Origin of the sequence: Priestia sp. FSL R5-0597, from assembly GCF_038006305.1 — a bacterium.
In the GTDB taxonomy this organism is placed as follows: Bacteria; Bacillota; Bacilli; order Bacillales; family Bacillaceae_H; genus Priestia; species Priestia zanthoxyli.
Genome location: NZ_JBBOUZ010000001.1, coordinates 1,555,839 through 1,581,106, shown reverse-complemented (window position 1 = coordinate 1,581,106; position 25,268 = coordinate 1,555,839). Strand labels below are relative to the sequence as shown.

19 protein-coding genes are annotated in these 25,268 nt (G+C 38.6%); 2 read left to right on the top strand and 17 right to left on the bottom strand.

Annotated elements, in window-relative coordinates:
• Positions 1 to 69: 69 nt before the first annotated feature.
• The 15 genes from MKX72_RS07990 to MKX72_RS07920 all read right to left on the bottom strand — a co-directional run bounded on the left by MKX72_RS07990 (position 70) and on the right by MKX72_RS07920 (position 19,215).
• Positions 70 to 1,509, bottom strand: a complete 1,440-nt coding sequence (locus tag MKX72_RS07990) for an aldehyde dehydrogenase family protein (protein ID WP_049163757.1) — start codon at positions 1,507 to 1,509, stop codon at positions 70 to 72.
• Between the two features lie 481 nt (positions 1,510 to 1,990).
• Positions 1,991 to 2,281 (bottom strand): putative quinol monooxygenase, encoded by a 291-nt coding sequence (locus MKX72_RS07985; RefSeq protein ID WP_033578504.1) that lies wholly within the window; start codon positions 2,279 to 2,281, stop codon positions 1,991 to 1,993.
• Positions 2,282 to 2,479: 198 nt separating this feature from the next.
• Entirely contained in the window at positions 2,480 to 3,145 is a 666-nt protein-coding gene (locus tag MKX72_RS07980; protein ID WP_155008595.1) for a type 1 glutamine amidotransferase domain-containing protein, read from the bottom strand.
• Positions 3,146 to 3,413: 268 nt separating this feature from the next.
• Positions 3,414 to 4,634: an MFS transporter gene (locus tag MKX72_RS07975; RefSeq protein ID WP_155008596.1), complete on the bottom strand. Its 1,221-nt coding sequence runs from the start codon at positions 4,632 to 4,634 to the stop codon at positions 3,414 to 3,416.
• A 354-nt stretch (positions 4,635 to 4,988) separates the two neighbouring features.
• A complete protein-coding gene (gene hutP, locus MKX72_RS07970; protein ID WP_028413950.1) occupies positions 4,989 to 5,453 on the bottom strand; it encodes a hut operon transcriptional regulator HutP in 465 nt (154 codons plus the stop codon).
• 207 nt (positions 5,454 to 5,660) lie between these two features.
• On the bottom strand, positions 5,661 to 6,620 hold the full coding sequence (locus tag MKX72_RS07965; RefSeq protein WP_034266646.1) for an L-threonine 3-dehydrogenase: 960 nt from the start codon (positions 6,618 to 6,620) through the stop codon (positions 5,661 to 5,663).
• A gap of 37 nt (positions 6,621 to 6,657) precedes the next feature.
• Positions 6,658 to 7,848 (bottom strand): glycine C-acetyltransferase, encoded by a 1,191-nt coding sequence (locus MKX72_RS07960; RefSeq protein ID WP_028413952.1) that lies wholly within the window; start codon positions 7,846 to 7,848, stop codon positions 6,658 to 6,660.
• A gap of 462 nt (positions 7,849 to 8,310) precedes the next feature.
• On the bottom strand, positions 8,311 to 9,771 hold the full coding sequence (locus MKX72_RS07955) for an MDR family MFS transporter (RefSeq protein ID WP_098627170.1): 1,461 nt from the start codon (positions 9,769 to 9,771) through the stop codon (positions 8,311 to 8,313).
• Positions 9,772 to 10,072: 301 nt separating this feature from the next.
• Positions 10,073 to 10,507, bottom strand: a complete 435-nt coding sequence (locus tag MKX72_RS07950; protein ID WP_016763580.1) for a ferritin-like domain-containing protein — start codon at positions 10,505 to 10,507, stop codon at positions 10,073 to 10,075.
• 106 nt (positions 10,508 to 10,613) lie between these two features.
• A complete protein-coding gene (locus tag MKX72_RS07945; protein ID WP_155008597.1) occupies positions 10,614 to 12,179 on the bottom strand; it encodes a glycoside hydrolase family 32 protein in 1,566 nt (521 codons plus the stop codon).
• Between the two features lie 96 nt (positions 12,180 to 12,275).
• Positions 12,276 to 13,730: a glycoside hydrolase family 68 protein gene (locus tag MKX72_RS07940; RefSeq protein WP_028413955.1), complete on the bottom strand. Its 1,455-nt coding sequence runs from the start codon at positions 13,728 to 13,730 to the stop codon at positions 12,276 to 12,278.
• Between the two features lie 585 nt (positions 13,731 to 14,315).
• Entirely contained in the window at positions 14,316 to 16,004 is a 1,689-nt protein-coding gene (ggt, locus tag MKX72_RS07935; protein WP_155008598.1) for a gamma-glutamyltransferase, read from the bottom strand.
• A 220-nt stretch (positions 16,005 to 16,224) separates the two neighbouring features.
• Positions 16,225 to 16,941, bottom strand: a complete 717-nt coding sequence (locus tag MKX72_RS07930) for a YjjG family noncanonical pyrimidine nucleotidase (RefSeq protein ID WP_155008599.1) — start codon at positions 16,939 to 16,941, stop codon at positions 16,225 to 16,227.
• A gap of 36 nt (positions 16,942 to 16,977) precedes the next feature.
• The gene (locus MKX72_RS07925) at positions 16,978 to 17,670 is read right to left on the bottom strand and encodes a Crp/Fnr family transcriptional regulator (protein ID WP_033578495.1); all 693 of its coding nucleotides are present in this window, start codon (positions 17,668 to 17,670) and stop codon (positions 16,978 to 16,980) included.
• Positions 17,671 to 17,841: 171 nt separating this feature from the next.
• Positions 17,842 to 19,215 carry an amino acid permease gene (locus MKX72_RS07920; protein ID WP_155008600.1) on the bottom strand — a complete coding sequence of 458 codons (1,374 nt, stop codon included), beginning with the start codon at positions 19,213 to 19,215 and terminating at the stop codon, positions 17,842 to 17,844.
• 289 nt (positions 19,216 to 19,504) lie between these two features.
• Here MKX72_RS07920 and MKX72_RS07915 point away from each other — a divergent pair, with 289 nt between their 5' ends.
• Positions 19,505 to 20,119: a LysE family translocator gene (locus tag MKX72_RS07915; RefSeq protein ID WP_028413960.1), complete on the top strand. Its 615-nt coding sequence runs from the start codon at positions 19,505 to 19,507 to the stop codon at positions 20,117 to 20,119.
• Between the two features lie 186 nt (positions 20,120 to 20,305).
• Entirely contained in the window at positions 20,306 to 21,445 is a 1,140-nt protein-coding gene (locus MKX72_RS07910) for a SpoIIE family protein phosphatase (protein WP_028413961.1), read from the top strand.
• Positions 21,446 to 21,475: 30 nt separating this feature from the next.
• Here MKX72_RS07910 and MKX72_RS07905 read toward each other — a convergent pair whose 3' ends face one another.
• A complete protein-coding gene (locus tag MKX72_RS07905; RefSeq protein ID WP_028413962.1) occupies positions 21,476 to 22,330 on the bottom strand; it encodes a CheR family methyltransferase in 855 nt (284 codons plus the stop codon).
• Between the two features lie 18 nt (positions 22,331 to 22,348).
• Positions 22,349 to 25,102 carry a CHASE3 domain-containing protein gene (locus tag MKX72_RS07900; RefSeq protein ID WP_034266623.1) on the bottom strand — a complete coding sequence of 918 codons (2,754 nt, stop codon included), beginning with the start codon at positions 25,100 to 25,102 and terminating at the stop codon, positions 22,349 to 22,351.
• Positions 25,103 to 25,268 lie beyond the last annotated feature (166 nt).

Here is a 25,268-nt window from a genome sequence, read left to right as displayed (position 1 = left end):
TTCTTAGAGCTTTTAATCCTTTATCCTAAAAAAAGAAAGGAGAAAAACTCCCTTCTTTTTTTACATTAATTATACTTTTGCCGGAACTTTAACGCCCATGATCGCTTTTGGCTCTAGATATTCTTCAATACCAAATGCTCCCCACTCGCGTCCAATACCAGATTGTTTGAATCCGCCGAATGGCGCAGCTCTGTCTTGCTCGGCATCGTTAACGATGATTTGACCAGCTCTAATGTTTTTAGCAACATAGTCAAGTGTTTCTTGGTCTTTTCCGACCGCATAGCCTGCAAGTCCATAAACTGTATCATTTGCAATTTCAAGAGCTTGCTCTAGATCATCATACGTAATAATAGTTGTTACAGGTCCGAAGATTTCTTCTTGTGCAATAACCATATCATTTGAAACGTCAGTAAAGACTGTCGGTTTAACAAAGTATCCTGTCTCTAAGCCGTCCGGTTTGCCCGTTCCGCCAGTAAGAAGCTTTGCACCTTCATCCATTCCTTTTTTAATATAATCCTGTACGCGATCCCACTGTTTTTCCGCTACGAGCGGTCCAGTTACGTTGTCTTTATCTAACGGATCACCAACTGGGAATGATGGTAGAACCTTTTTCACTGCTTCTTCAAATTTTTCTTTCATAGAGGCAGGAATGATAATGCGCGTTGCTGCCGTACATACTTGTCCTGTATTCATTGCAATGTGTGAAACTGCTATTTTAGCCGCTTCTTCTACATCCGCATCCTCTAATACAACTAGCGGTGATTTCCCGCCTAGCTCAAGCGCTACTTTTTTGATTGTTTTAGCAGCGTTTTGCATAATTTTCTCGCCTACAGCACCTGATCCTGTAAATGATACAAAATCAATGTCCGGGTGAGAACTAATACCGTCACCGATTGTGCTTCCCGTTCCGTTTACAAGGTTAAAGGCACCTTTTGGTACACCAGCTTCATCAATGATCTCTGCTAATATCATCGCTGCATACGGTGTAAGTTCTGATGGTTTTAATACCATTGGACTTCCTGCTGCGATAGCTCCTGCAATTTTAGTAGACGTTTGATTTGTTGGGAAGTTCCATGGTGTAATAAGTCCGCTTACTCCAATAGACTCTTTTACGACCTTGTAGCTTCCATGATCTTTTTCAAATGTGTAATCTTCAAGCGCATTAGCTGCTTCTTTAAAGTGGCTAAGTCCCATTTCATAGTGCACTTCTTCTGAAATTTTTAAAGGAGCGCCAAGCTCTTCAGTCATAACTTCAATAAGCTCCTGTTTACGCTTTTCATATCCTTTTGCAATATTGCGAAGCATTTTAATTCGCTCTTCTTTTGTTGTTCTTGAAAATGTGGGAAGGGCTGCTTTAGCTGCTGCCACGGCTTTATCTAGATCTTCTTTTGTACCTAAGCTAATTTTACCAATTGATTTTTCAGTAGCAGGATTGATCACATCTGACGTTTCGCTTCCTGTTGATTCAACCCATTCTCCGTTAATAAAGTGTTTTAAATTTGTACGCATTGATTTGATCTCTCCTTTTAGTTTGTTAATTATTGAACTATGTCATCTAGTTTTTATCTACCCGCCTGTCTGCTTCTCAAACACCACTGGTATTATTTTTTGTTTCTTTCACAGCCTTATCCCTTTTCCAATCGGCTTTTTGCAGCTGAAATTTTTTTCCTCTGCAGCTTTTTAGTTCTTTATAACAAACAGAGATTGAGTCATAACGAAATCAATCCCATCTAAAGATAAACAAATGGGATAAAGGACTTAGTATGGGTTATTTGTTATTCCGCTGTTGATTTCCCTGCAAGCCTTTTCTTTCTGCGTGCGGTCGATTAGCCTCCTCATCGCTTACGCTTCTGCTTGGTCTCACTAAATGAAACTCATATTCACCATAACCACAAAAAAATCCGAACGAGTTTGATTCTCCATCAAGAATCTCGATTACTCGTTCGGATCTTCCTTCAACTAAAACACTTTTGTTCCAGCTTCTTTTTTATTAACGTACTTCTTGTAAACGATGTACTGCTCTGCTTTCAATTAACGGTTCAGTTTGCTGTCTGTATTGTTGATAGTGAGGTGTTTCAATGTGAGCTTCAACATCTTCTTTGCTTTTCCATTTCTCATAAAAAACAAATGTGCCTGCTTTGTCTGTATCCTGGTGGAGAGTGTATTGAATACATCCTTTTTCTTCTCTTGATGGTTCAATAACTTTTACTAACTCTGATCGAAGCTCTTCTTCTTTTCCTGGCTTGGCTTGTAAAATGGCGTTAATAATAACTTCTGACATCGTTTTTCCTCATTTCTTTTAAAAAATAGTCTCCATAAAAAGCTTCCCTCTTTTTGTATTCATTACACTGACCATCATATTTTTTGTATGATGATGGATCTCTCTAGTCCAAAACAGCAAAACATACACATTATCTACGGCGGTCTTTGTTGATGCTGTTAATAAAAAAGCCTGTAGTCCTACAGGCTTTTTTACATCTTAGTTTAATAATTGTTTCACGACTGCTTTTGCTACACTGATTGTTGACTGAGGATTTTGACCTGTTATTAGGTTGCCATCTTCTTGTACATTATCTGTCCAGTTTGGAGCAGTTACTACATTTGCACCAAGTTCACGCAGGCGTGTTTCCAAAAGAAACGGCATGAAGCGGTCTAATGTTGTTTCACGTTCTTCATCATCTGTAAACGCAGCAACATCTTTTCCTTCCACCAACGGCTTTTCATCTGATAATGTAACACCTACTAAGCCTGCGGGTCCATGGCATACAGCGGCTACTACTTTGTCTCCTTCGTATAGTTCACGAATTAAAGCATGAAGCATTTGATTATCTGGCAGATCAAACATTGTGCCATGACCGCCTGGTAAGAAAACAGCATCAAATTTAGCACTGTCTGTAATTGTATCAAGTTTTAGGGTATTCTCTAGATGCTTAGCTGTATTTAAGATTTCTTGAGAAGTCTCTCCTTCAAGGCTGCGAGCATCCACCGGCGCTTTTCCTCCTAGAGGACTTGCTACAGTAATCGTAAATCCAGCTTTTTCAAACTCTACGTACGCTTCACCAAATTCTGAAAGCCAAAGGCCTGTTGGATGATTTTCTTTCATTTTGTCAGCCGTTGTTACGACCATTAATATATGTTTAGACATAGTAACGTCCTCCTGTAAATAAAGATAGTATTTTCTGTTTCCGCCTTACACATCATATTGTAAGAGAGGAATTACTATAATACAAATTAGAAAATATCTGCTTATCCATAAATATTTTTATAGATACTGTGGACGTCTTTGTTAATAAAGCATCTGTGAAAGAAACAATCATCTAACACCTGAACTTATTTTTTGACACACTCAAAAAAAACCGCCCTTTTGAGTAAGCGCGGTTTTTTCCAGAAAAGCATAGAATCTATTTTTTATGTTAAAGAGCAGATTGAGCGTTCATTTGTTTCACGTTCTTTTCTCCCGTTTTTTTAAGACTCACCATAAAAATTAACGAAATACAGTACAGCCCCGCCAAGTACGTCATCGCTACCGTCATATCATAGCTTTGCAAAAGATAGCCGACAAGAATGGGTGACAACCCTCCGAGCGCTCTCCCGAAGTTAAAAATAGTGTTCGTTGCAGTACTGCGAACTTCTACCGAATAGTGACTGTTGATCAAGGCTCCGTATCCTGCGAACATTCCGTTTGAGAAAAATCCGACAACAGCTCCTCCTATAAGCAGCCCTGCACTTCCTTCGGCATACGAGTATAAAAATACCGCACACGCTGAAGCGAGAAGAAAAATTCCAAAAGTACGCTTCGAACCAAAACGATCCATAAATTGACCAAATGTTAGCATGCCTATAATCATTCCAACGGCTGTACTGATTGTCCAAAGAGCTGAACTTGAAACAGAGAGTCCTTGTGATTGCTGAAGCATAGACGGAAGCCATATCATGAGTCCGTTATAGCCTGCAATTTGAACGGTAGCCATCACTGCCAGAGAAATAGTCGTCATCGCCGTCTTAGGCGTAGCAAATAGTTGACGTAGCTTGCCATTATTTTTAACAACGGCTGTTTTCTCTTTTTGAGCTTTTAACCACTCAGGAGATTCGTTTAAATTTTTTCGTACGATAAAAGCAAAAATGACGGGGATAATTCCGACAAAAAACAGCGCTCTCCATCCGAAAATCGGCAGGATCAGAGAACTTAAAAGCGCCGCAAGAATAACTCCAAATTGTGCGCCAATACTAACATAAGATGAAGCTCTTCCTTGCTTATGTTTCGGCCACGCTTCTGCAACAAGAGCCATACCGATTCCGTACTCTCCTCCAGCCCCAATTCCGGCAATAAATCGTGAAGCATACACTTGTTCAACATTTGCTGCAAAACCTGTTAATGCCGTTCCGACTGCAAATAGAAGAACCGTGTAGGTAAAAACCCGCACTCTTCCAAATTTATCTGCTAAAATTCCGAAGATGACTCCGCCTATCAGCATTCCTATATTCGTAATAGAAGAAATAAGTCCACCCGTTGCTAAATCAATGTGAAATTCAGCGATAATCATTGACATAGCAAACGAGATAAACATAATGTCCATCCCTTCTAACGTCAAACCTGCTACTGATGCTACAACTGTCTTGTTACGATAATTCATGTTGTTCCACCCTCCACTGTATTCTTTCTGTATCAACGCTCTTTCTTTTTTGAAGGAATGGATAAAATAACATATGTCCATTCTCTTTTGAAGCCTCTCTGGACTTCGTTTAAAAGAGGTACGCAACGCATAAAAGCCCTTTTGTCGCAGAGGGCAAAAGGGCACAGATAGGCATAGAAGCAGTAAATAAGTGATCCGTCCTTTTCGGCCTCTCTGGACCGTCTTAAAGGCAATTATTATATTAATCATTATGTTAACACGCCGCACAAAAGCTTTCAATAAGAAAAATATCTTTTTTAAAGCAGCTATGTGCATCTCTCACTTTTTACGTTCATACTATTTTGTCCATTATTTTTAAATATGGTTAAAACCAAAACCTAACGTATCATGTTCAAAGCCTTTTTTCGGTGCGCCTATCGTTCCATACACACAAACGCTAATCCATTCGTCGCTTGATCCTGAGAACTCAATTTTTCCGCGCACAATTGAAAATGTGAGTCCTACCGTCCGTAAAATATCACCTAGCTGCAGCGTTCCTCGACTAACTCCTTGAATAGCTTCAAGTATAGCATGATAAAGAGCGTGGACTTCCCGGTACGACTGGGCATTAATAATGTTGTTTGTCTTGGCGCTCGTTTCAATTGCGGCCACAACTTTAGACAGCTCCATCGCTCCGACTTTTCCAACTGTATAGCTATATCCTCTCTCATTGATTTCCTTTTCAATACCTTCAGCTAGTTCCGTATTATGTAAAAGAACGAGTAAAGATGTTAATCTTCCCATTGAAAAATCATTAACTTGTTGAAATTTATTGCTCAACTGTCATTCCCTCCCTTCTATCCCCTTATTATTTTAACAGACGGTACCTAAAAGGGTGCTGATTATTCAGCGAACGAGCGCTCACTTAAAGGGTCAGAGAATCTATGTGTACTGTCCACCACTGTTACGAAGTAGAACTTGCAACAAGTAACTCACCTTTTAGTAAGCGCTTACTTTATTGTCAAGGAAGAAATCATTTTTCTCTACTTACGTTAAGACAAGCTGTGATTCAACTTTTAACTTTCCCAGCATCTCTCTCGTCATTTTTTCTAGGTTATATTCTGCTTTAAATCCCCACTCTTCTTTCGCACAGCTGGAATCTATATGGTTGGGCCAGCTTTCAGCAATTGCTTGTCGAACAGGATCTACTTGGTAATTCAGCACAAATTCCGGAATTGTTTTTCTGATTTCAGCTGCCATTTGTTCTGGATCAAAGCTCATGGCAGAAACGTTAAATGAATTTCGATGCTTCAGCTTAGAACCGTCTGCTTCCATTAGTTGGATGACAGCGTTTAGTGCGTCAGGCATATACATCATATCCATATAGGTTCCTTTGTCGATATAAGACGTATAGCGCTTATGTTTAACGGCTTCATAATAAATTTCAACAGCGTAGTCCGTTGTCCCTCCACCTGGAGGCGTTACGTATGAAATTAAGCCTGGAAAACGTAGCCCTCGTGTATCTACTCCGAATTTATGGTGATAGTAATCGCAAAGTAATTCACCCGCTACTTTATTGACACCATACATCGTGGTAGGACGTTGAATTGTATCCTGCGGCGTCCAGTCTTTTGGAGTCGTTGGACCAAATGCACCAATTGAACTTGGAGTAAAAAATTGGCATTTCAGCTCTCGAGCTACTTCGAGCGCGTTTACTAATCCGCCCATATTTAGATTCCAAGCTAGAAGCGGCTTTTGCTCGGCTGTCGCTGATAACAGCGCAGCCAAGTGAATAACCGTATCGACTTTATGCTTTTCGGCGATTGTAAATAACGCAGTCTGATCCGTTACGTCTAAAATCTCGAATGGACCTGAAGTCACAACATCGCTCGTCGTCTTGCGAATATCAGTGGCAATAATATTTTCTGAACCATATATCTCTCTCATTTTCATTGTTAATTCAGAACCGATTTGTCCTAGAGACCCCGTTATTAATACTTTTTTCATCTCAATATCCTCCTCATGTACTGCTTAGATTCAACGTTTAGATTAATTTCATTTCCTTGCCTACTTTTTTGTAGATACGAAGTGCTTCATCTAACATTTCTTTTGTATGAGCAGCCGTTGGCATATTGCGAACGCGTCCTGTTCCTCTTGGAACGGTAGGGAAAACAATTGATTTAGCGTATACCCCTTCTTCTATTAATCTCTCACTAAAAATCTGCGTTTGATTTTCATCTCCTATAATGCACGGAGTAATAGGTGTTTCACTTTCGCCGGTATCAAAGCCCAGCTCTTTTAATCCTTGCTTTAAATAACGGCTGTTTTCCCACATTTGATCCTGCAGCTCTGTACTTGTGCTTAGAATTTCAATCGCTTTAATACATGCAGCAGCCGTGCCTGGTGTAATAGCAGTCGAGAATAAAAACGGGCGGCTTCGTACTTTCAACCAGTCAATTAAGTCTTTTTTTCCAGCTACGTATCCGCCTACAGCTCCAATCGCTTTTGACAATGTTCCAATTTGGAAGTCTACTTTTTCAGATAAGCCAAAATGTTTGACTGTCCCCATACCGTTACCTAATACGCCCGATCCGTGAGCATCATCTACGTATGTGATTAAATCAAATTCCTGTGCGATTTCTACAATTTCCGGAAGCTTAGCAATGTCTCCATCCATTGAGAATACACCGTCGGTAATTACCATTATTTTATTATAGGCACCGGACTTTTGTGCTTCGCCTGCTTTTGCACGGAGATCTTCCATATCCGAATGTTTGTAAGGAATAATTTTTGCTTTTGATAGCCGACACCCGTCAATAATTGAAGCGTGATTCAGCTCATCTGATAAAATCGCGTCATGTTTATCCATAACTGCAGAGATGGCTGCCATATTGCAGTTAAAGCCAGATTGGTAAGCTATAGCTGCTTCCGTATGCTTAAACTCGGCAAGCTTTTCCTCTAGCTTAATATGAATATCTAGAGTTCCATTAATCGTTCGGACAGCTCCAGCTCCCACCCCGTATTTTTCAGTGGCTTCGTTGGACGCGTTAATAAGCCTTTCGTCTGTAGCAAGCCCCAAATAGTTGTTGGATGATAAATTAATTAATTGTTTTCCATCAATTTGAATCACAGGTCCATTTGGTCCCTCTACTGGATTAATGACGTTGTATAGCCCTTTATCTTTTAAATCTTCTAAATTATTATTCAAGAATTCTTTTAAACGTCTGCTTGTCATCTTCCATACCCCCTCATTGTTGTTCAACACGTCTTATAAACTTCTCTTTTCCCCATTAAAAGATTAATCTAAGCACTTGTAGTATATGAATTAAAAATCAAGTGTATTCCTGAGAAAGACAAATGTTTCTTTTGCAAGCGCTTAAAATTCAATACTTATAGAATTTATAATAATCAACAACCAAGTAAATGTCCATACTAAAAAAACAAAAAATAAGAAATTTTCGGCAATAATAAAAATCCGTCCTTCTGTTAACGATTTTTCCCGAACGTTATTAGACAATATCTTTTTTCTTTTCTCTCTTTGATAATTCTTTTAAAAAAGAGACTAATGCATAACTAATTCAACAGCTAAAAGCACCTACATTCACCTACCAATAAAAAAATCCGAACGAGTTTGGTCCTTAATCAAACTCGTTCGGATTGTCCTTCAATTAAACTACTTTTGTAACAGTCTCTTCCGTTACTTTTGCACAGATATGTTCTTTATTTTTTTATGGCCGTTTTTTACTAATAAGCATGAGACAGCAAAGCTTAGTAAAGCAGCTAAAAACGTTCCACTGTAAATAATGTGAACACCTGATGCAAGAATTTCATGCAGCTTTGACAGTTCTTCTGCCGGTACCCCGCCTGTCTCAAACGAAGCATTCAAATTTTCTTGCCCTAATTTCTTTGCCTGTGAAAGCGTCACTAAGTTAAAGATTGTACCAAACACTGCGGAACCTAGTGTTTGACTAAATGTATTTGTAAACGTATTAAGAGCCACCGCTACTCCTCTTTTGCTGGCTGGGACTGCTGATTGAATAACTAACATAAAGATAGGCGTAATAATCCCCATTCCTAACCCAAGAACCCCAACGGCTACATAAATTAAAAATACGGGTGAGTGCGTGGAGACTAAAAACAGCATAAAACATGCCGTACTTACGATTGCCGTTCCTAGCGTAAGGATGGAGTGCGTTTTAAGACGCCCTACTAAATTCCCTGAAAGCAGTGAACCAATTGTCCAGCATACTGGCATGGGCATTAACACAAAACCGGCAGCGGTTGCACTTTTTCCCATCACTCCTTGGCTCCAAATTGGAAGGTAAACCGTAATACTAATAACTACTGACCCGACAAGAAGTGTTAATAAGTTTATAACAGATACACTTCGAATAGAAAACAGCTCAAGCGGAATAAGAGGTTCCGGCGATTTCTTTTCGATATAAATAAAGCCCATGAATGTCAGAACAGCTAGAACAAATAATCCTATAATGATCGGATCTCCCCAGTTTTGATGCTGACTTCCGGTTAAAAGCGCGTATAAAAATGCAATGGTTCCAACTGAAAACGTCACCGCTCCAATGTAATCGATATAGCGTTTTTCTTTTACCACTTCTTCTTTATAGTTTACTAGAAGAACAATAAAAGCCATTAGTCCAAACGGTATATTTAAAAAGAAAATATAGCGCCAAGACAGCGTATCGACTAAAAATCCCCCAAGAAGAGGACCGAGAACTCCAGCAACTCCCCAAACTGCGCTAATCCAACCTTGGGCTTTGGCTCTTTCTTTTGCTTCTTCATACAAGTCGCCAATAATAATCATTGTAAGGGGCATAACGACCCCGGCGCCTAGCCCTTGGATTGCTCTGTAGACAATTAATTGTTGCATCGAAAAGCTAAGCCCGCAAAGTATAGATCCGATTAAGAAAATAATAATTCCAACAAGCATAACTTTTTTGCGGCCGAATAAATCCGCTAACTTTCCGTATATAGGTGTAGATACAGCGGTTGTCAGCATATAAATGGCATATACCCAGCTAACTAGCTCAATACCCGACAAATCACTTGTAATTCTTGGAACAGCCGTACTGACAATGGTTCCTTCCATTGCAGCTAAAACAGTGACAAGCAGCAGCGCTGTCATGATTCGTTTCCTCATCTCTTTCTCTCCTTGCAACTGCGGGCATACCATCGTTTTTTTTACAGAAGATAAAAGCGGTTTCAATATACTTATACCCTTTTAGCCTTTATATGTATGTGATGCTCCGCATATAGTTACTGCCATATGCAGCCAAATAATTATTTTACTATAAAATTTTTCAAAGCGATAGAGAATTTCAAAAATATGACTTTCCTCTCATTTATAAAAACATGCGTACATGATGTTTTATTTCTTTTTCAAACCACAAAAAGCATCCCGTAACAGGTGTTACGGGATGCTTTTTACGTATTTTGTATGATTAACTTAGTCGGGGATCTTTTAATAAACGTTCCATTTCTTCCATATGATTTGTTTCATCTGCAATCATATCCTCAAGTTTGACAACAAGCTCTGTTAATCCTAACTCTTCTGCTTGTTTTTTACGCTCTTCGTAGCGCTGGATCGTTTCTTTTTCAGCTCTGCTTGCTTCTTTAAGCATTTCCGTCACGTTTGAGACGTGCTTCACCTCAGCTGGCTTTGTTGTTGGCTCACCGCCAAGGTTTTTGATTTTTTCTGATAAATAAAGGGCATGCCCTTGCTCGTCAGGAATTTCTCCTTCAAAGAAAGGTTTTAAAATTTGATATTCTAGGCCGGTTACTGTAGACGCATAGTAAGTGTACTGAATAACCGCCGAATATTCACCCGCTAAATCGGTATTAAGTCCCTCTATTAGTTGTCTCATTTTCTCTTCCATTTGAATAAACACCCTTTCATTTACTGTTAGTAGGCATATACCCTTTTTAACGAGTCCTAAACCATAATAAGGTGATATTCTGCTCCCTTTTTTAAAAATAGGGAATTTACTGACTGGAACGAAAATGTTTGATTTCTATGTTCTTAAAGAAAGACGTTCCTCCTTGGGAAAAAAGCGTAATTCCTTGGTCGTTGTGACGAGGAAACACCTCGCTAGAATGTACGGTTTTTCCATCATCAATAAAGACTTCAATACTTGTTTTATCTACCAATATCTTCAAATGAACATTTTTCTTGCCTGCATCAAAGTAATCGCGGCTTTCCACATATTTTTTGCTCTGATCAGGCTGATTACTATAGCTTCTATTCACATATGAGACGTTATCTTTTGCAAAAACCCCGACATCAATGTGCCGCTTTTGATCTGCCGACTCTCGAAGTCGTAAGCCTACATTTTCTGCATCTGACCATGAAATATCTGTATCAAGCTGATAAGCTTCACCTTTTATCTTTAACTTTTTCTCTCCGTTTACTTCTACTTGCTTGAGAGAATTTGTTGAATCAGTTAGCTGATTTAATTCTTCGACAGGCTTTGATAACAGGCTGTACTGATCGTCGTCTTGTTTTGAAAGCGTAATTTCACGGGTTACTGAATCGAATCCGTTAAACCCATCTTTCATCGTTGGTGTCTTATCTGGATAATCCCAGTTGTTCATCCATGCAAAAGCGTAGCGTTTTTCTAAAGAATCCTCATTTTTACCGTCTTTAAACGTGACTGCTCCGTACCAATCAAAACCATGATCTAGCCATTGCGGCTCATCCATATCGGGAGTGAATGTTGTTCCATCGTAATTTCCTGTCCAATAAGCATAGGTGTTTGGCTTTCCGCTTTCTTTTCCATTTGCACTTGTCCCGAGAACCCACTTAACTGTCCCGTCATCCGCCTTCATTTGAAAAAGATCTGGACATTCTGTAATGCCAATATCTTTAGTGACAAATCCTCCCGTATACGTCCAATCCTTTAGATTAGAAGATTCATAAAATCCGATTTTTTCACCTTCTGACATGACGAGAACCCACTTATCATGTTCATTATCCCATATGACTTTGGGATCTCGAAAATCTTTGGTGCCTGGATTAGGCATGATAGGATTTTTGCTATATGATTTAAAGGTTTTTCCTCTATCGGTGCTATACCATAAATACTGTTCTTGCTTTTGTCCATCAGCAGAAGGCTGGGTCATAATCGCTACAATTGCGCCTTTACCAAAACCTGCTGTGTTCTCTTTATCTTCTACAACGGATCCGGACCATATATCGCCATTTTTATTTGTATACTTTGGAATAGCTACTCCTTTATCTTTCCAATGAACCAAATCTTTAGACGTTGCATGTCGCCATTCCGTCCCGTTCCCTTTAGGGTAATCATGATTGTATAAGTAATAGTAATGATACTCTCCGTCAAAATAAATGGGCTTTTGAGGATCATTTTTCCATTTATCAGGCGTGCTAAAATGATACACCGGGCGATAAGTGGATTCACTTTTATTTCCTTTTTCTTTTCCTCGATCTTTTGTATCCTCTTTTTTGGATACGCCCGCTATAATGAGTCCGGCTATTACAACTAAAAGAACGGCAAGCGTTATCCATTTATAAGCACCTTTTTTCTTCAAACAAACCCCGCCTTTCTCTTTTTTGTCTACATCGAATAAAACAAAAGAAAATGGTGATTACAATCACCATTTTCTTTTGTTGCTATTGCAAAGGGCTTAGTCTTCATCCACTGTTAACTGACCTTGTTCAAGAACGCTATCTTTTACAACAGATGTTTTTGAACCGTCAATATTTACTAAGAAGCTTGGTGCAAATGTAGAGTGGTTGTCTTCATAAAAGCCTCTGTTTGTCATGTAGCTTGTAATAACAACATTATTACCTTTTGTTTGCGGTACGGCAAAGTGAGAATACGTAAATGTTTTATCATTAGGATCTAAATCCATATGAAGAACTAATCCCGTATCATTTAAAGGCTTATATTTTCCTGTTAACGTATTTGAAACATAGCCTAGCATATACACATCATCTTGTCCGATTCCATCAATCGTCATTTTAGATCCGCGAGAATCAGTGAACAAGTACCATTTTCCATCTTTTTTGAAAATGTTTGCACGTTCAATTTCGTCTGTAACTGTATTTGATGTGATAAGCGGCTTCATTACTTTTTTGAGCGTATAGTCATCATTTAACTCAATAATGCCCAAAGCCCCGTTTGCTAAAGAAGCTTTTTCTTTATTAGATCCTTCAAGAAGCTTTTTCTTTTCAGATTGGAAGAAAGGATTGTTTCCTCCGTAGTATGCTCTGTTATATAGAGAGTCTTCGCCTTGATAGCCATCTTCTGTTCCAGTGTTAGCTTCGAAAACAAGGTACTTATGTCCATTGTCTTCTATGTAATGAGGATCTCTTAGCGTATGGTTATCCCCTGTGTCATAACCGCCTTCATCAATAAACTGCTGAACCGTTTGATAAATCTTTCCGTCACCATCAAAGATTGACTTGTAATCTTCTACTCCGTCAACTTTTAACGTATTATCGTTTGGCTGAGACATGTTCACTTGAGCTGTCGTTAACGTTTGTTTTCCGTATTGTTTACCTGAATAATCCGTGTAGAATAAACGAACTTTACCATCTTTCGTTAATGTGGCAGAACCAGACCATTCTTGTGTTTGATTTTTAAGGTGCGGGTCATTCGGAACGAATTTATCGCTGTCTTTAAACACTCTTCCAGCGTTTTTCCAGCTGTCAATCGATTTGTCTCCAGCTTTTTTATAGAAAAGATAAACAGACGTGTCATTCGAATCTTTTGGATCACCTGCTAGGGCAAACACAATTTGATATCCATGATAAGTCGCCACTGTTCCGTCAGCATTTTGTAATGGCCAGCTGTCCCATACATCTAAGTCAATTGTATTTCCCGATGCATCTTTTCCCTTAGCAGAAGCAATGTTTTTAATAGTTGATTCGTCAAAAGCAGGAACTTTAAACTGATCACTGTTTTGCTGCTGTGGAATTTTCACCATATTATCGCGAGTAATATGCGAAATTCCGTAGCTGTTATTAAAGTCTTTGCTGTCGTTTCCTTTAGCAAATGTTTGGTATCCCCCGCCTACTAGTAGGGCTGCAGCCAATGTAGCAGCAGTTGTATGCTTAGCAACTCGTTTCATTTTCATATGTTTTCTCCTTTTGGGTTAGTAAAGAATATAAATTTATTAATTCAATTAGCTATTAAAAATCCGAAAACAGAACCGGTTCCGTTCTACCAAAAGATTACTTGGATAAATGACGAAAGTCAAACGTGCCAAATGTAGCTATTTCTCATTTTCATCTTTTTCATTGAGCTGTAACTAGGACCAAAGTTTACGTGCAAGAGACTTTTTATGTAACCGTTTTTCAAAAAAAGGGTACGACTTTTTTTACATTCCAAACTACGTTTTCCAGCCGTTGCGTTTTATACTCTTTACACGATTAAATACTCTATCTTTCTAGCATTGAAAGCGCTATTCCTTTTTTTTATGCTTTCCAATCATTTTGTTTTCATCAATATCTTGAAAAATCAGTACTCTTTTTTATTATTCGGACATGAAAACGTTCTATTTTTTTCCTTTCTGGAGATTAGGATGATGCTAATAAAGGTCTAAAGTATGTTTTCTAAAAAAAATATTCCTTCTTTTTACCTACATATTTTTATCTTTTTTAATGCATCATACGCCATCCCTTCTTATAAAAGAGGGAGCGTATGATGCATCTTTTTAATATTAAGAGTCTAAGCCAGTTGCTTTTCCTTCACGGCTGGAATCAGCTGCTCCAAATAAACGGCCGTTTTCTTTATCAATTTGAATACCTTGAACATTTCCGATTGGGAATGGCTCATCTCCAAAATTAAACCCCATGGCTTCTAGCTCTCCTTTGGCATTCATATCCACTCCGGCTTCCCAACCGATAAGTGATCCTGTACTATTAAAAATTCTTGGTTCTTCAATCGCTTCTTTTATATCCATTCCATAGTCTAAGACATTCATAAGCGTTTGGAACACAGAGCCTACAATGGTTGGTCCGCCCGGAGACCCTAAAGTGAGTACAGGTTCACTGTCTTTAAAAACGATGGTTGGGCTTTTACAGCTAACCGGACGCTTTCCTGCATCCGCTTGGTTTAGCCCTCCAGGAATAGCATCAAAATCAGTAAGCTCGTTGTTGAGTAAAAATCCATGGTCTTTAACCATAATTCCTGTACCAAAAGGATGTTCCACAGTTGATGTACAAGCGACAATATTGCCCCAGCGGTCAACTACCGTGAAGTGAGTTGTTTCACTAAGCTCACGTTCAGGTTCATAAGGCTGACGCACAACGTTCACTTTTTGGCCTTTCTCATAATCCCACGGGTTGCCAAAATCAACTTTCTCATTTTTATGCTTCCAATTAATTAATTTTTGACGTTCCTTTATATATTCGTCATCTAAAAGCCCTTTTAATGGAATGTCACTGTAGGCTGGATCTCCAGAGAATGCAATTTTATCTGAAAATGCAATGCGCATAGCTTCTGCAAACAAATAATACTTTTCCCACGATTTCACGTCGTACTGAGACACATCGAAGTTCTCTAATAGCTTTAAAATTTGCAGCACCGTAGCTCCTCCTGCACTAGGCATGTTGGAAGAAGCAATTCGGTAGCCTTTATAATCTCCCCACACGGGTTCATCAATCTTAATCTGGTATTCTTTCAAATCTGACAGTTCCATAAAACCGCCGTGCTCTTTTATCGTTGAAATAATGGCTTCTGCAATTTCACCTTCATAAAAAGCCTCGATACCTTTTTCTTGAAGAATGCGGAATGTTTTAGCAAGATCTTTTTTATTAATCATATCTCCTTCTTGCATAGGCTTGCCGTTTGGAGAATATAGCTGCTTAGCATGTTCTCCTAGTCGATAGGCATATGTTTTTAAAATATCTCCAAGCACCCAGTTTGTTTCCACACCCGCTTCTGCTGCTTTGGCAGCCGGTTCAATTAGTTCAGCAAGGGGTTTTGTTCCATACTCTTTACGAGCTGCTTCCATCGCCTTTAAAATCCCTGGAATTCCAATTGCCGTTGCATGAGTAGAACGCTTTCTAAACGGAATAACTTCTTTATTTTCATCAAGAAACATTTCAGGATAAGCTGCTTTAGGAGCCTGAGAATGCCCGTCAAAAATTTTAGTTGTTTTGCTTTCATTGTGGTATACCATAAAAAAGCCGCTGCCTCCAATACCGGTCATCATCGGTTCTCCAACGTTGAGCCCAAACTGAACGGCAATTGCTGCATCAATTGCGTTGCCGCCAGCTCTTAGCACCTGTTCTCCGGCGTCTGTTGCAATTGGATGAGCACTGGCTACCATTCCTGTTTTTCCAACCGCTGTTTCTCTTCTATATGAACTCTTTCCTGAACGAGATAAACTTTTTCCATTAATCATCTTTTACGACCTCCTAGTTACTTACTTTATCTGGGATATTGGTAAAATACCCTATTGCTTTTGGGATAAAACTGTTTAAATTTGTATTGATTACTGTACCTAGACCGATATCCCTAGCATATTTTAAGCCTGTGAAAGCCATAAAATAGAAAAAGCGCCAACCCGTTTTATTTAAAGAACAGGGTTGGCGCTTTTTGCGTTTTCTAACGTTTATACACTTTTACACTTGTACCGAAGCTACTTCATTATTTACATTCAGCAGGTTATAAAGCTCTTGAAGCCTTCCAATTTCATAGGTAGAATTCCAATTTGTATCATTCTTTTTTTCCTGAGGATTAAACCAGCACGTATCAATACCGGCTAGCTGCCCGCCTTGAATGTCTGCACTCAAAGAATCTCCAACAATTAATGTTTCATGTACGGACAGCTCTTTTATACGTGAAAAAACATAATCAAAATATTCCCTCATAGGTTTTTGAAAGCCCGTATCTTCTGAAACAAATACTTCTTTAAAATAAGGATATAGACCTGAGTCCTGAAGGCGCTTATATTGAGTAGCCGATACGCCATTTGTAACAACATATAATTCATAGTGACAGCTCAGTTTTTTAATTACCTCAATTGCTCCGTCAATTAGCTGATGGCCATTGTTCAAATACGTTCGGTACTCTGCTTCAAGCAGCTTTCCGTCTTTCTCTATTCCATATTCTTTACATAGAGTAGAAAAGCGAGTATTTACAACTTGCTCACGGCTTATTTTATTTTCTTCAAAAGCTGTCCATAACCCCTGGTTTATCAAACTATAACGTTTTTTGCTTTCATCAGTCAGCGGAATATTGTGGTTAGCAAAAAGAAGCTGTAAAGCCTGCTCTTCGGCTGCGTTAAAATCTAAAAGCGTATTATCAATGTCAAATAGAAGCGTTCTGTATGTTTTCATTCTTCTCTCTCCCCTTCAACTAATCTATTGCTTTTTCTACTCGTATATATTGTCGTTTGCTAGACAGCTCAGTTTTTCTTTATCTTTGAGAATAATAGAGCCTTTCTGTTTTTCAATAACTCCTTGCGCTACAAATTTCTGAAGAACACGATTTAAATGCCGGTAAGTCGTTCCGATTAAATTGGCTATATCTTTTAGGCTTTCTGTTTTTTGATCCATAACCAAATGTGATTCTTCACAAAAAATAGAGAGCAAGTAGCTAGCCAGCCGCACTTCAACTGGGTACATTAAATTAAAGCTGAGCGAGTTCGATTTTGCGCAAAACTTTTTTGTGAGCATTTCCAGTAAAAACGTCAGCAGCTGTGGATCATCGCTCGCATGCTGTTTTAATCGTTTGTATGGTATACCAATTACAACTAAAGGTGAAACGGCTTCAACCGTATTCATAATATCAACATCCTGTACATACTCAATATCGCCTATCACTTCAAGGGGCTGTTTAAAGGAAAGAACAAGCGTCTTGCCTTCGGGCGATATGGTATAAACTTTAACCTTGCCTTTCACCAGTATGTACAAACAATGAGACGCATCTCCTTGAGAACAAAGTCGTTCTCCTGCCTCCACATCATACAGTGACAAATGCGGTAGTAAGTCTTTCTTGAAAACTGACTCTAATTTATAAGTATTTATATACTCCAGCAGTTGTTTCTCACTCGTAATTTCCCTCATGTTTTCCTCTCCATCATAACGGTTTCTTTTTATTAAACAATAACACTTCCCAAAATAAAAAGGACATATGTCCCGAATAAAATTTTAATTTTTACGTTATGTTCATAGATCCCTTTCAAAAGAAATATATACACAAAAAAGACTCTAGCTCGTTGGCTTAGAGTCTTTTTGTTAAACGCTCTTGTTCTTTCTGGCGTATCCAACGTAAATAAAGACGCCAATCAGCATCCAGCCGATTGAGTACATCCACGTTACCATTGATAAGTTAAACATAAGAAAGATACAGCAAAGAATAGCAAGAATCGGAATGAATGGCACAAAAGGTACTTTGAAACCGCGCTTTAAATTAGGCTGAGTTTTTCGCAGAGCCAAAATTGAAAATGAAACGGCAGCAAACGTAACAATCGCTAGCATATTTGCTAAATCCGCCAGCTGTTTTAAATCAACAAAACCAGCTACGATCGCGCCTAATGCGCCGACAAGCCATGTGGATATAACAGGCTCACTGTTCTTTCGGTTTACTTTTGAAAAAAGAGAGGGCAATAATCCATCATGACTCATTGACATCAGTACGCGAGGCACAACAAACAAATAAGCAAACACGACGGCCATTATACCAATAACTGCTCCTATAGATACAATAAGCGCTGCCCATTCTTGTCCAACGCTATTGAGCGCATATGATAACGCATCGCCCACGTTTAGCTCTTTATAAGAAACCATCCCTGTTAATACTAATGCAATGACTACGTAAATGACTGCACAAACACTCAGTGCAATCAAAATACCTAGCGGCAAGTTTCTTTGCGGATTTTTCACTTCTTCTGCCGAAGTAGAAATGGCATCAAATCCGTTATAAGCGAAAAAGACGGAAGCTGCGCCTGCAAAGATTCCTTTCACACCAAAAGGAGTAAATGGGTGCCAGTTATTTGTATGAATAAAAAAGACGCCGACGGCTACAAATAAAAGAACAATACCTATCTTGATTAAAACCATTAAGTTATTTATTTTTTTACTTTCTTTTACCCCTCGTGTTAATAAAAACGACATGCATAGGACAATAAATACTGCCGGAAAGTTAATGATACCTCCGTCGCTCGGTATGGCGGTTAACGATTCAGGAAGTCTAATACCAAACTCAGTAAGCACATTATTTACGTAAGAAGACCATCCGCCTGCTACAGACGCTAAAGACACCGTATAGCATCCTACAATGGACCACCCTATTAAATGCGCTACAAATTTTCCTAATGAAACATATATGTATGTATATGCGCCTCCTGAACTTGGAACAGCTGAACCAAATTCTGCATAGCACAACGCAACAAGAATACAGGCTATTGCAGAAATAATAAATGAAACGGAGACCGAGGGCCCTGCATCCCTGGCGGCAACTAGTCCTGCTATAACCAGAACTCCTGTCCCAATGGTTGCTCCTACTCCCATCAAAATAACATCAAATAACCCTAGTGTCTTAGTTGATTCTTTTGCTGCATTTTCCTCTAACAGCTTATTAACATCTTTTTTTGCAAACAGATTACTCATGATGACTAACCTCTCTTCATCTCATTACGAATGACTACTTTATAGTGGTAGATCTTTCTATATATGTAACAGTGAATTATTTTACTACATTTAATTTTCTGTGTAAAATAATTTAGTCTTTGAACTTTTTAATGATTAAAACAAAATCACTAATAATGTTTTCTATCACACCATTATGATGTACCCGAACAGACTAAAAACATGCGTTAACACCTTTCTCAAAATTAGCTTCATTCATAATTGCTTTTGTACTATACTAAAGAAAAACTTCATAGGAGCAACGTAAAAGATGAACTTATTTTATTTTCTAAAGGGGTTAGTGATCGGTTTTTCCGTTGCTGCTCCCGTCGGTCCCATTGGTATTTTATGCATCAATCGCACGTTATCTAAAGGGCGATTACACGGGTTTGTATCCGGGCTGGGAGCAGCTACAGCAGATGCTCTTTATGGATGCATCGCTGCGTTTGGCCTAACGTTCATTACAACCTTTTTATTAACCCAAAAGATTTGGCTTCAGCTGATTGGGGGATTATTTTTATGCTATTTAGGTGTACAAACTTTTCGTTCTCAACCTGCAGAGCACGCTGCTGCTGCTAAAGGAGAAGGGTTGCTTCGTTCGTATACATCCGTTCTTTTTTTAACGGTTACGAATCCAATGACGATCTTATTTTTTATTGGCGTGTTTTCTGGTGTAGGCATTAGTAAATCAGCATTTGATGTTGCTTCTGCGCTGACAATGGTTGCAGGCGTATTTTTAGGATCGGCCTGCTGGTGGCTTTCGCTCAGTTTTGCTATTAGTCTTGCCCGGTCGAAGTTTACGAATAACAGCTTGATCTGGGTAAATCGCATTTCGGGAGCGGTGGTACTGACTTTCGGGATATTTGCGTTATACAAGTTGCTATAAAAAGTCACTTGTCTCCTTTTCTGGGGACAAGTGACTTTTTTAATAGAAAAGAATAATCTTAAAAAATACCCTAAACGCTGTGTTTTCTGTATAATAGATAAATAGAAAAACAGAAAAAGTATAAAAAATGCTTGAAAACTACATACTCAATCAATAGTCTTCAAACATAATAAGGGGAAATAAAGCATGACCATTCTTCTCGTAGATGACAATCAAGTCAATCTATTTGTGATTGAAAAAATTCTAAAAGGCGCTGGCTACGATAACTGTGTGTCTCTTACGTCTGCCCATGCGCTTTTTGACTATCTTAACCTGGACGATGAGAACTCAAAAACGAATTCGGTCGATTTGATTTTACTTGATATTATGATGCCCGAAATTGATGGAATCGAAGCCTGCAGGCGAATTCAACAGGTAGAACGCTTAAAACATATTCCAATTATCTTTGTCACAGCCCTAGAAGACAGCAGCAAATTAGTAGAAGCTCTAGACGCTGGCGGAACAGATTACGTCACAAAGCCGATTAATAAAGTGGAACTGCTGGCTCGTATGCGGGTAGCCTTACGCCTTAAAGCAGAAATTGACTGGCACACGGAACATGAAAAGAAAATTCAAACTGAGTTAGATTTAGCTACGCACGTACAGCAAAACTTACTCAGCCCCCCTTTACGAGAGAAAGATATTCAAATGGAAGTTTCATATTATCCTTCTTTTAAATTAGCGGGTGATATGTACTATTGGCACAAAATTGACGAGCACCGGTACGGTATTATTCTTTTTGATATGATGGGGCACGGCATCTCTGCCTCGCTTGTTTGTATGTTTATTTCGTCTGTGCTCAGAGAAGCTATCAAGTCCCTCATAGACCCTGAGCAGGTTATTACAGAGTTGAATCGCTACATGGAATTATTGCACAGCGAAAAAGATGAAATTCCTTACTATTTCACTGCTATTTATTTAGTGATTGATACGGAAGCTAAGACAGTAGAATATGTGAATGCCGGGCACCCAGAAGGTTATATGTTAGTGGATGAACATACGCTCGTTCCTCTTCAACGAGGAAGCTGCCCTGTAGGGTTTTTTGAAGAAATGGACGTTCAGAAATCTGTTGTCAGCTTTGAGAACGATGTGCAAATTTTGCTATTTACAGACGGAGCTCTTGAATCGATGGGCCCTTGCGAAAATGAATCTGCTCTTCGTCTTCAACAACTTACTGAACAAAAATGGACAAATCCGCAGGCATTTATGAATGAAATTTTCTCAGAAGAACAAAAGTTAAATCAGCCTGATGACATGTGCGTGCTTATGATTCAAGCACAAGCATAATAAAAAAGACCTCACAAATGAGGTCTTTTTTTATTGCTTTTGATAGATGCGCTCGTTCCCTGCAAACTCAATATAAGAAGCTGCTCCCTCAGCAAAGCGAAGCGTTTCTTTATCGCCAAGCCCAAGAAACCCTTTTACACACAGGCTTTCTGAAAATAAATTATACACTTGATTTTGCAGCTGAGCTGTAAAATAAATAAGGACGTTTCGGCAAATGATGACGTGAAATTCATTAAATGACTGATCCGTGACTAAATTATGCTGAGCAAAGATAATATTTTTTAACAGCGACGGATGAAAATATGCATAGTGATGATCCGTTTGATAATATTCCGAGAAGGCATTCTTTCCCCCGGCTTGAATATAATTTTTTGTATATGACTTCATTTTACGTAAAGAAAAGGCGCCTTGTTTTGCTTTTTCTAATACATCTTCGTTCATATCGGTTGCGTAAATGACCGTTTTATCCATTAACCCTTCTTCTTCTAAAAGAATCGCCATAGAAAATACCTCTTCGCCCGTTGCACAGCCAGCGTGCCAAATGCGAATTTCCGGATAATCCTTTAATACCGGAATCACTTTTGTGCGAAATGCTTTAAAAAAGCTTGGATCGCGAAACATCTCTGTTACATTTATTGAAAAATCATTTAAAAGCTGATTCATAAATTCTTCTTCGTGAATCGCTTTTTCTAACAATCGAGACACGGTTGGAATACGTTCAATTTTCATTCGATTATAGACTCGGCGACAAATAGAAGATTTAGCGTACTGTCTGAAATCGAATCCCGTTAATCGATAAATAGCCGTCAGCAGTAAATCGATCTCTAAATCTGTTTTTTTATTCATAACTAAGTCTTCACTTAAATCTAGGTGCTTCATATCCATTTATGTTTCATACCCCGCTTAATTTACTAGCCATACACGCATAACGGAGAACAGCTGATTTAAATCTAAAGGTTTACTGATATAATCTGAAGCTCCAGCTTCCAAGCATTTTTCACGATCGTTTTTCATCGCTTTAGCGGTTAATGCAATAATAGGCAAATCAACGAGCTTTAGCTCTCCTCTAATTTTCTGCATGGCTTCATATCCATCCATTTGCGGCATCATAATATCCATTAAAATGAGATCAAATGGTTCACTATTTTCCATCATTTCAAGACACTCTATTCCGTTATGAGCTGTCATAATGGTCATACCTTGTTTAGCTAGCGCAGTTTTTAAGGCAAAGATGTTGCGCTGGTCATCATCTACGATGAGCACTCGCTTATCTTGAAACACATTTTCACCATCTTGCAGTGAAGATTCAACTGGTTGTACAGGATGATCAATTTCAGTTATTTCTGCTTCAGGTTCAGCTTCTTCTACAGATACCGCTACTTCTTCATATGCAAAATTCACTTTTTCATAGTCAATAAGACCATTAGAGAGGCTAGGAAGGTATAGCGTAAACGTACTTCCTTTTCCTACTTCACTGCTTAGAGAAATCCAGCCGCCCAATAATTTTGCAAACTCACTGCAAATAGATAAGCCAAGTCCCGTTCCTCCGTACTTGCGGACCGTAGCTCCATCTGCCTGCTGAAACGCTTCAAAGATAAGCTGATGCTTTTCTTTTGGTATACCAATCCCTGTATCAGCTACAGCTATTTCTAGCCAGCAATCCGTATCAACTGTACGCATAGCTGTTGTAAGACGATGGTCAGCTACTCGTTGAATGGATACTGTGACAGATCCCGATTCTGTAAATTTAAATGCATTTGATAAAAGATTTTTCACAATTTGCTGGAATCTCTTTTCATCTGTGTGAATGATGTCCGGTACATCTTGTGCTTTATTAATTTTCAATTGTACGTTTTTCTGTTCAGCAACGTGGCTGAAATTACGTTCGATTTGATCTGGAAGCTCACTCATATTCATCTCAGCTAGTAAAATATCTAGTTTTCCAGACTCTACTTTTGATAAATCCAAGATATCGTTGATTAACGCGAGCAAGTCTTTTCCTGAAGAATGAATAATACGAGCGTATTCTTCTTCATCTTCAGATAGCGTTTTAGCTGCGTTTTCCTCAAGCATTTCAGACAGAATAAGAATGCTGTTAAGTGGTGTTCGAAGCTCATGCGACATATTAGCAAGAAATTCAGATTTATATTGAGAATTCAACTCCAGCTGATGCGCTTTTTCTTCTAAATCTTCTTTTGCAGCCTCTAATTCAAACGATTTTTCTTCTGCGTCTTTTGTTCTTTCTTCTAGCTGTTCATTAATCATACGCAGCTCTTCAGACTGCATTTGCAGTTCTTCTGATTGTGTTTGAAGTTCTTCAGACTGAGCTTGGAGCTCTTCTGTCATCGCCTGAGATTCTTTTAATAGACGAGCAATTTCCATACGTCTAATTACGCCATTGATAGTGAGACCAAACGTTTCAATCACTTGACTAATAAGTTCTTGCTCTAAAACTGTAAACTCGTGCAGCGATGCAAGCTCGATAACAGCAATTACTTCATCTTCAAACAAGACGGGTACAATAAAAATACTCTTAGGTTTTACGTCTCCTAATCCTGAAGTAATGAGCTGGTACGTGTCAGGTACATCGTTTATGACAAAGGTTCTTTTCTCTAAAGCAGCTTGTCCAATGAGCCCTTCGCCTATCAAAAAGCTCTCTCTTCCCGCGTCGCCTTTTCTATCTGCAAAAGCAGCTTGTTTGACGAATAAGTTTCCTTTATCATTTTCCTCTCGAACATAAAATGCTCCGAAAGAAGCTTGTGTCATTTCTGAAACCGTAAAGAGAAATTTTTCCGCAAGCTTGTCTACAGATGCTATGCCTTGGTACATCGTTACAGCATGAGCAATGTTCGTTTGAAGCCAGTTTCGCTCTTCAATATTTTCTAACAACGCGTTCGTGGCTAGCCCTAAATCTTTAATTTCATCATTAGATCGAACTTTAATTCTTCCTTTTAGCTCGCCTTTTGAAGCCGTAATTCGTTTGATCGTTTGCGTAACTTCTTTAATCGTATTCACAATAGAATTAGACAACACAATAGCGATAGCAAGTGAAATAAGCGTAACGAATAACAGCAAACCGTAAAGTCCAATTTTAATTTTTTGATTTTTCTCGTCTAACTCTGTTGCTCTTGTTTCAGTCGATTTTTTCTCTACATTTCTAAAAGAAGTAAACTGGCTGCGTATATCGTCCATATACTGGCGCCCAGGATCTTTCTCAAAAAATTGCTGAAGCTCTTTTGTATTATTTTCTTTTTTTAATGCAATGGTCGGTTCACCAGCAGCTTCAATCCAGTCTTGAATACTTCCTTTAATCTTCTCCAGTTTCTCCTGCTGATTTGGATTATTATTTAGAAGCTGATACAGCGCATTATAATCTTTTTCCCAACTTGTTGCTGCACTGTTATAAGGTTCTAAGTAACTCGCTTCTCCTGTAATAATATAGCCTCTTTGTCCGGTTTCCATATCAAGCAGGTGCTTTTCAATTCGATTGGTCAGATCATGGACTTCAATATCATGATCAATGATAAAATTTCGCTCTTTTTGCAAAGATGAAATTTGACTGTTTAAAACAATAAATGCAATAAATAAACAGACAATAACAATTAAATATCCAATAATAATTTTGGATTTGATGCCAAACCTCATTTTCTTTTCCATAATGTTCCTACTTTCATTCTAGATATTCTTCTAGAAGCATTCGAAAAACATGTTTATTTTTGCCGCTGGACAATTTCACTTTCAGTACACACTCTCCACTCCATCTTCCTTTGCTTGATAAGGCTTCTCTCTTTTTCCTATCAAGTCAACATTCCTATTATACACT

What these genes read in the sequence shown, in the direction of transcription:
- MKX72_RS07990 (WP_049163757.1), bottom strand. Translation starts at nt 1,509, where the DNA reads ATGCGTACAAATTTAAAACACTTTATTAACGGAGAATGGGTTGAATCA.
- ggt (WP_155008598.1), bottom strand. Translation starts at nt 16,004, where the DNA reads ATGATTAATGGAAAAAGTTTATCTCGTTCAGGAAAGAGTTCATATAGA.
- MKX72_RS07940 (WP_028413955.1), bottom strand. Translation starts at nt 13,730, where the DNA reads ATGAAAATGAAACGAGTTGCTAAGCATACAACTGCTGCTACATTGGCT.
- MKX72_RS07955 (WP_098627170.1), bottom strand. Translation starts at nt 9,771, where the DNA reads ATGAGGAAACGAATCATGACAGCGCTGCTGCTTGTCACTGTTTTAGCT.
- MKX72_RS07910 (WP_028413961.1), top strand. Translation starts at nt 20,306, where the DNA reads ATGACCATTCTTCTCGTAGATGACAATCAAGTCAATCTATTTGTGATT.
- MKX72_RS07980 (WP_155008595.1), bottom strand. Translation starts at nt 3,145, where the DNA reads ATGTCTAAACATATATTAATGGTCGTAACAACGGCTGACAAAATGAAA.
- MKX72_RS07920 (WP_155008600.1), bottom strand. Translation starts at nt 19,215, where the DNA reads ATGAGTAATCTGTTTGCAAAAAAAGATGTTAATAAGCTGTTAGAGGAA.
- MKX72_RS07960 (WP_028413952.1), bottom strand. Translation starts at nt 7,848, where the DNA reads ATGACAAGCAGACGTTTAAAAGAATTCTTGAATAATAATTTAGAAGAT.
- MKX72_RS07930 (WP_155008599.1), bottom strand. Translation starts at nt 16,941, where the DNA reads ATGAAAACATACAGAACGCTTCTATTTGACATTGATAATACGCTTTTA.
- MKX72_RS07900 (WP_034266623.1), bottom strand. Translation starts at nt 25,102, where the DNA reads ATGGAAAAGAAAATGAGGTTTGGCATCAAATCCAAAATTATTATTGGA.
- MKX72_RS07905 (WP_028413962.1), bottom strand. Translation starts at nt 22,330, where the DNA reads ATGGATATGAAGCACCTAGATTTAAGTGAAGACTTAGTTATGAATAAA.
- MKX72_RS07975 (WP_155008596.1), bottom strand. Translation starts at nt 4,634, where the DNA reads ATGAATTATCGTAACAAGACAGTTGTAGCATCAGTAGCAGGTTTGACG.
- MKX72_RS07950 (WP_016763580.1), bottom strand. Translation starts at nt 10,507, where the DNA reads ATGGAAGAGAAAATGAGACAACTAATAGAGGGACTTAATACCGATTTA.
- MKX72_RS07925 (WP_033578495.1), bottom strand. Translation starts at nt 17,670, where the DNA reads ATGAGGGAAATTACGAGTGAGAAACAACTGCTGGAGTATATAAATACT.
- MKX72_RS07915 (WP_028413960.1), top strand. Translation starts at nt 19,505, where the DNA reads ATGAACTTATTTTATTTTCTAAAGGGGTTAGTGATCGGTTTTTCCGTT.
- MKX72_RS07965 (WP_034266646.1), bottom strand. Translation starts at nt 6,620, where the DNA reads ATGAAAAAAGTATTAATAACGGGGTCTCTAGGACAAATCGGTTCTGAA.
- MKX72_RS07985 (WP_033578504.1), bottom strand. Translation starts at nt 2,281, where the DNA reads ATGTCAGAAGTTATTATTAACGCCATTTTACAAGCCAAGCCAGGAAAA.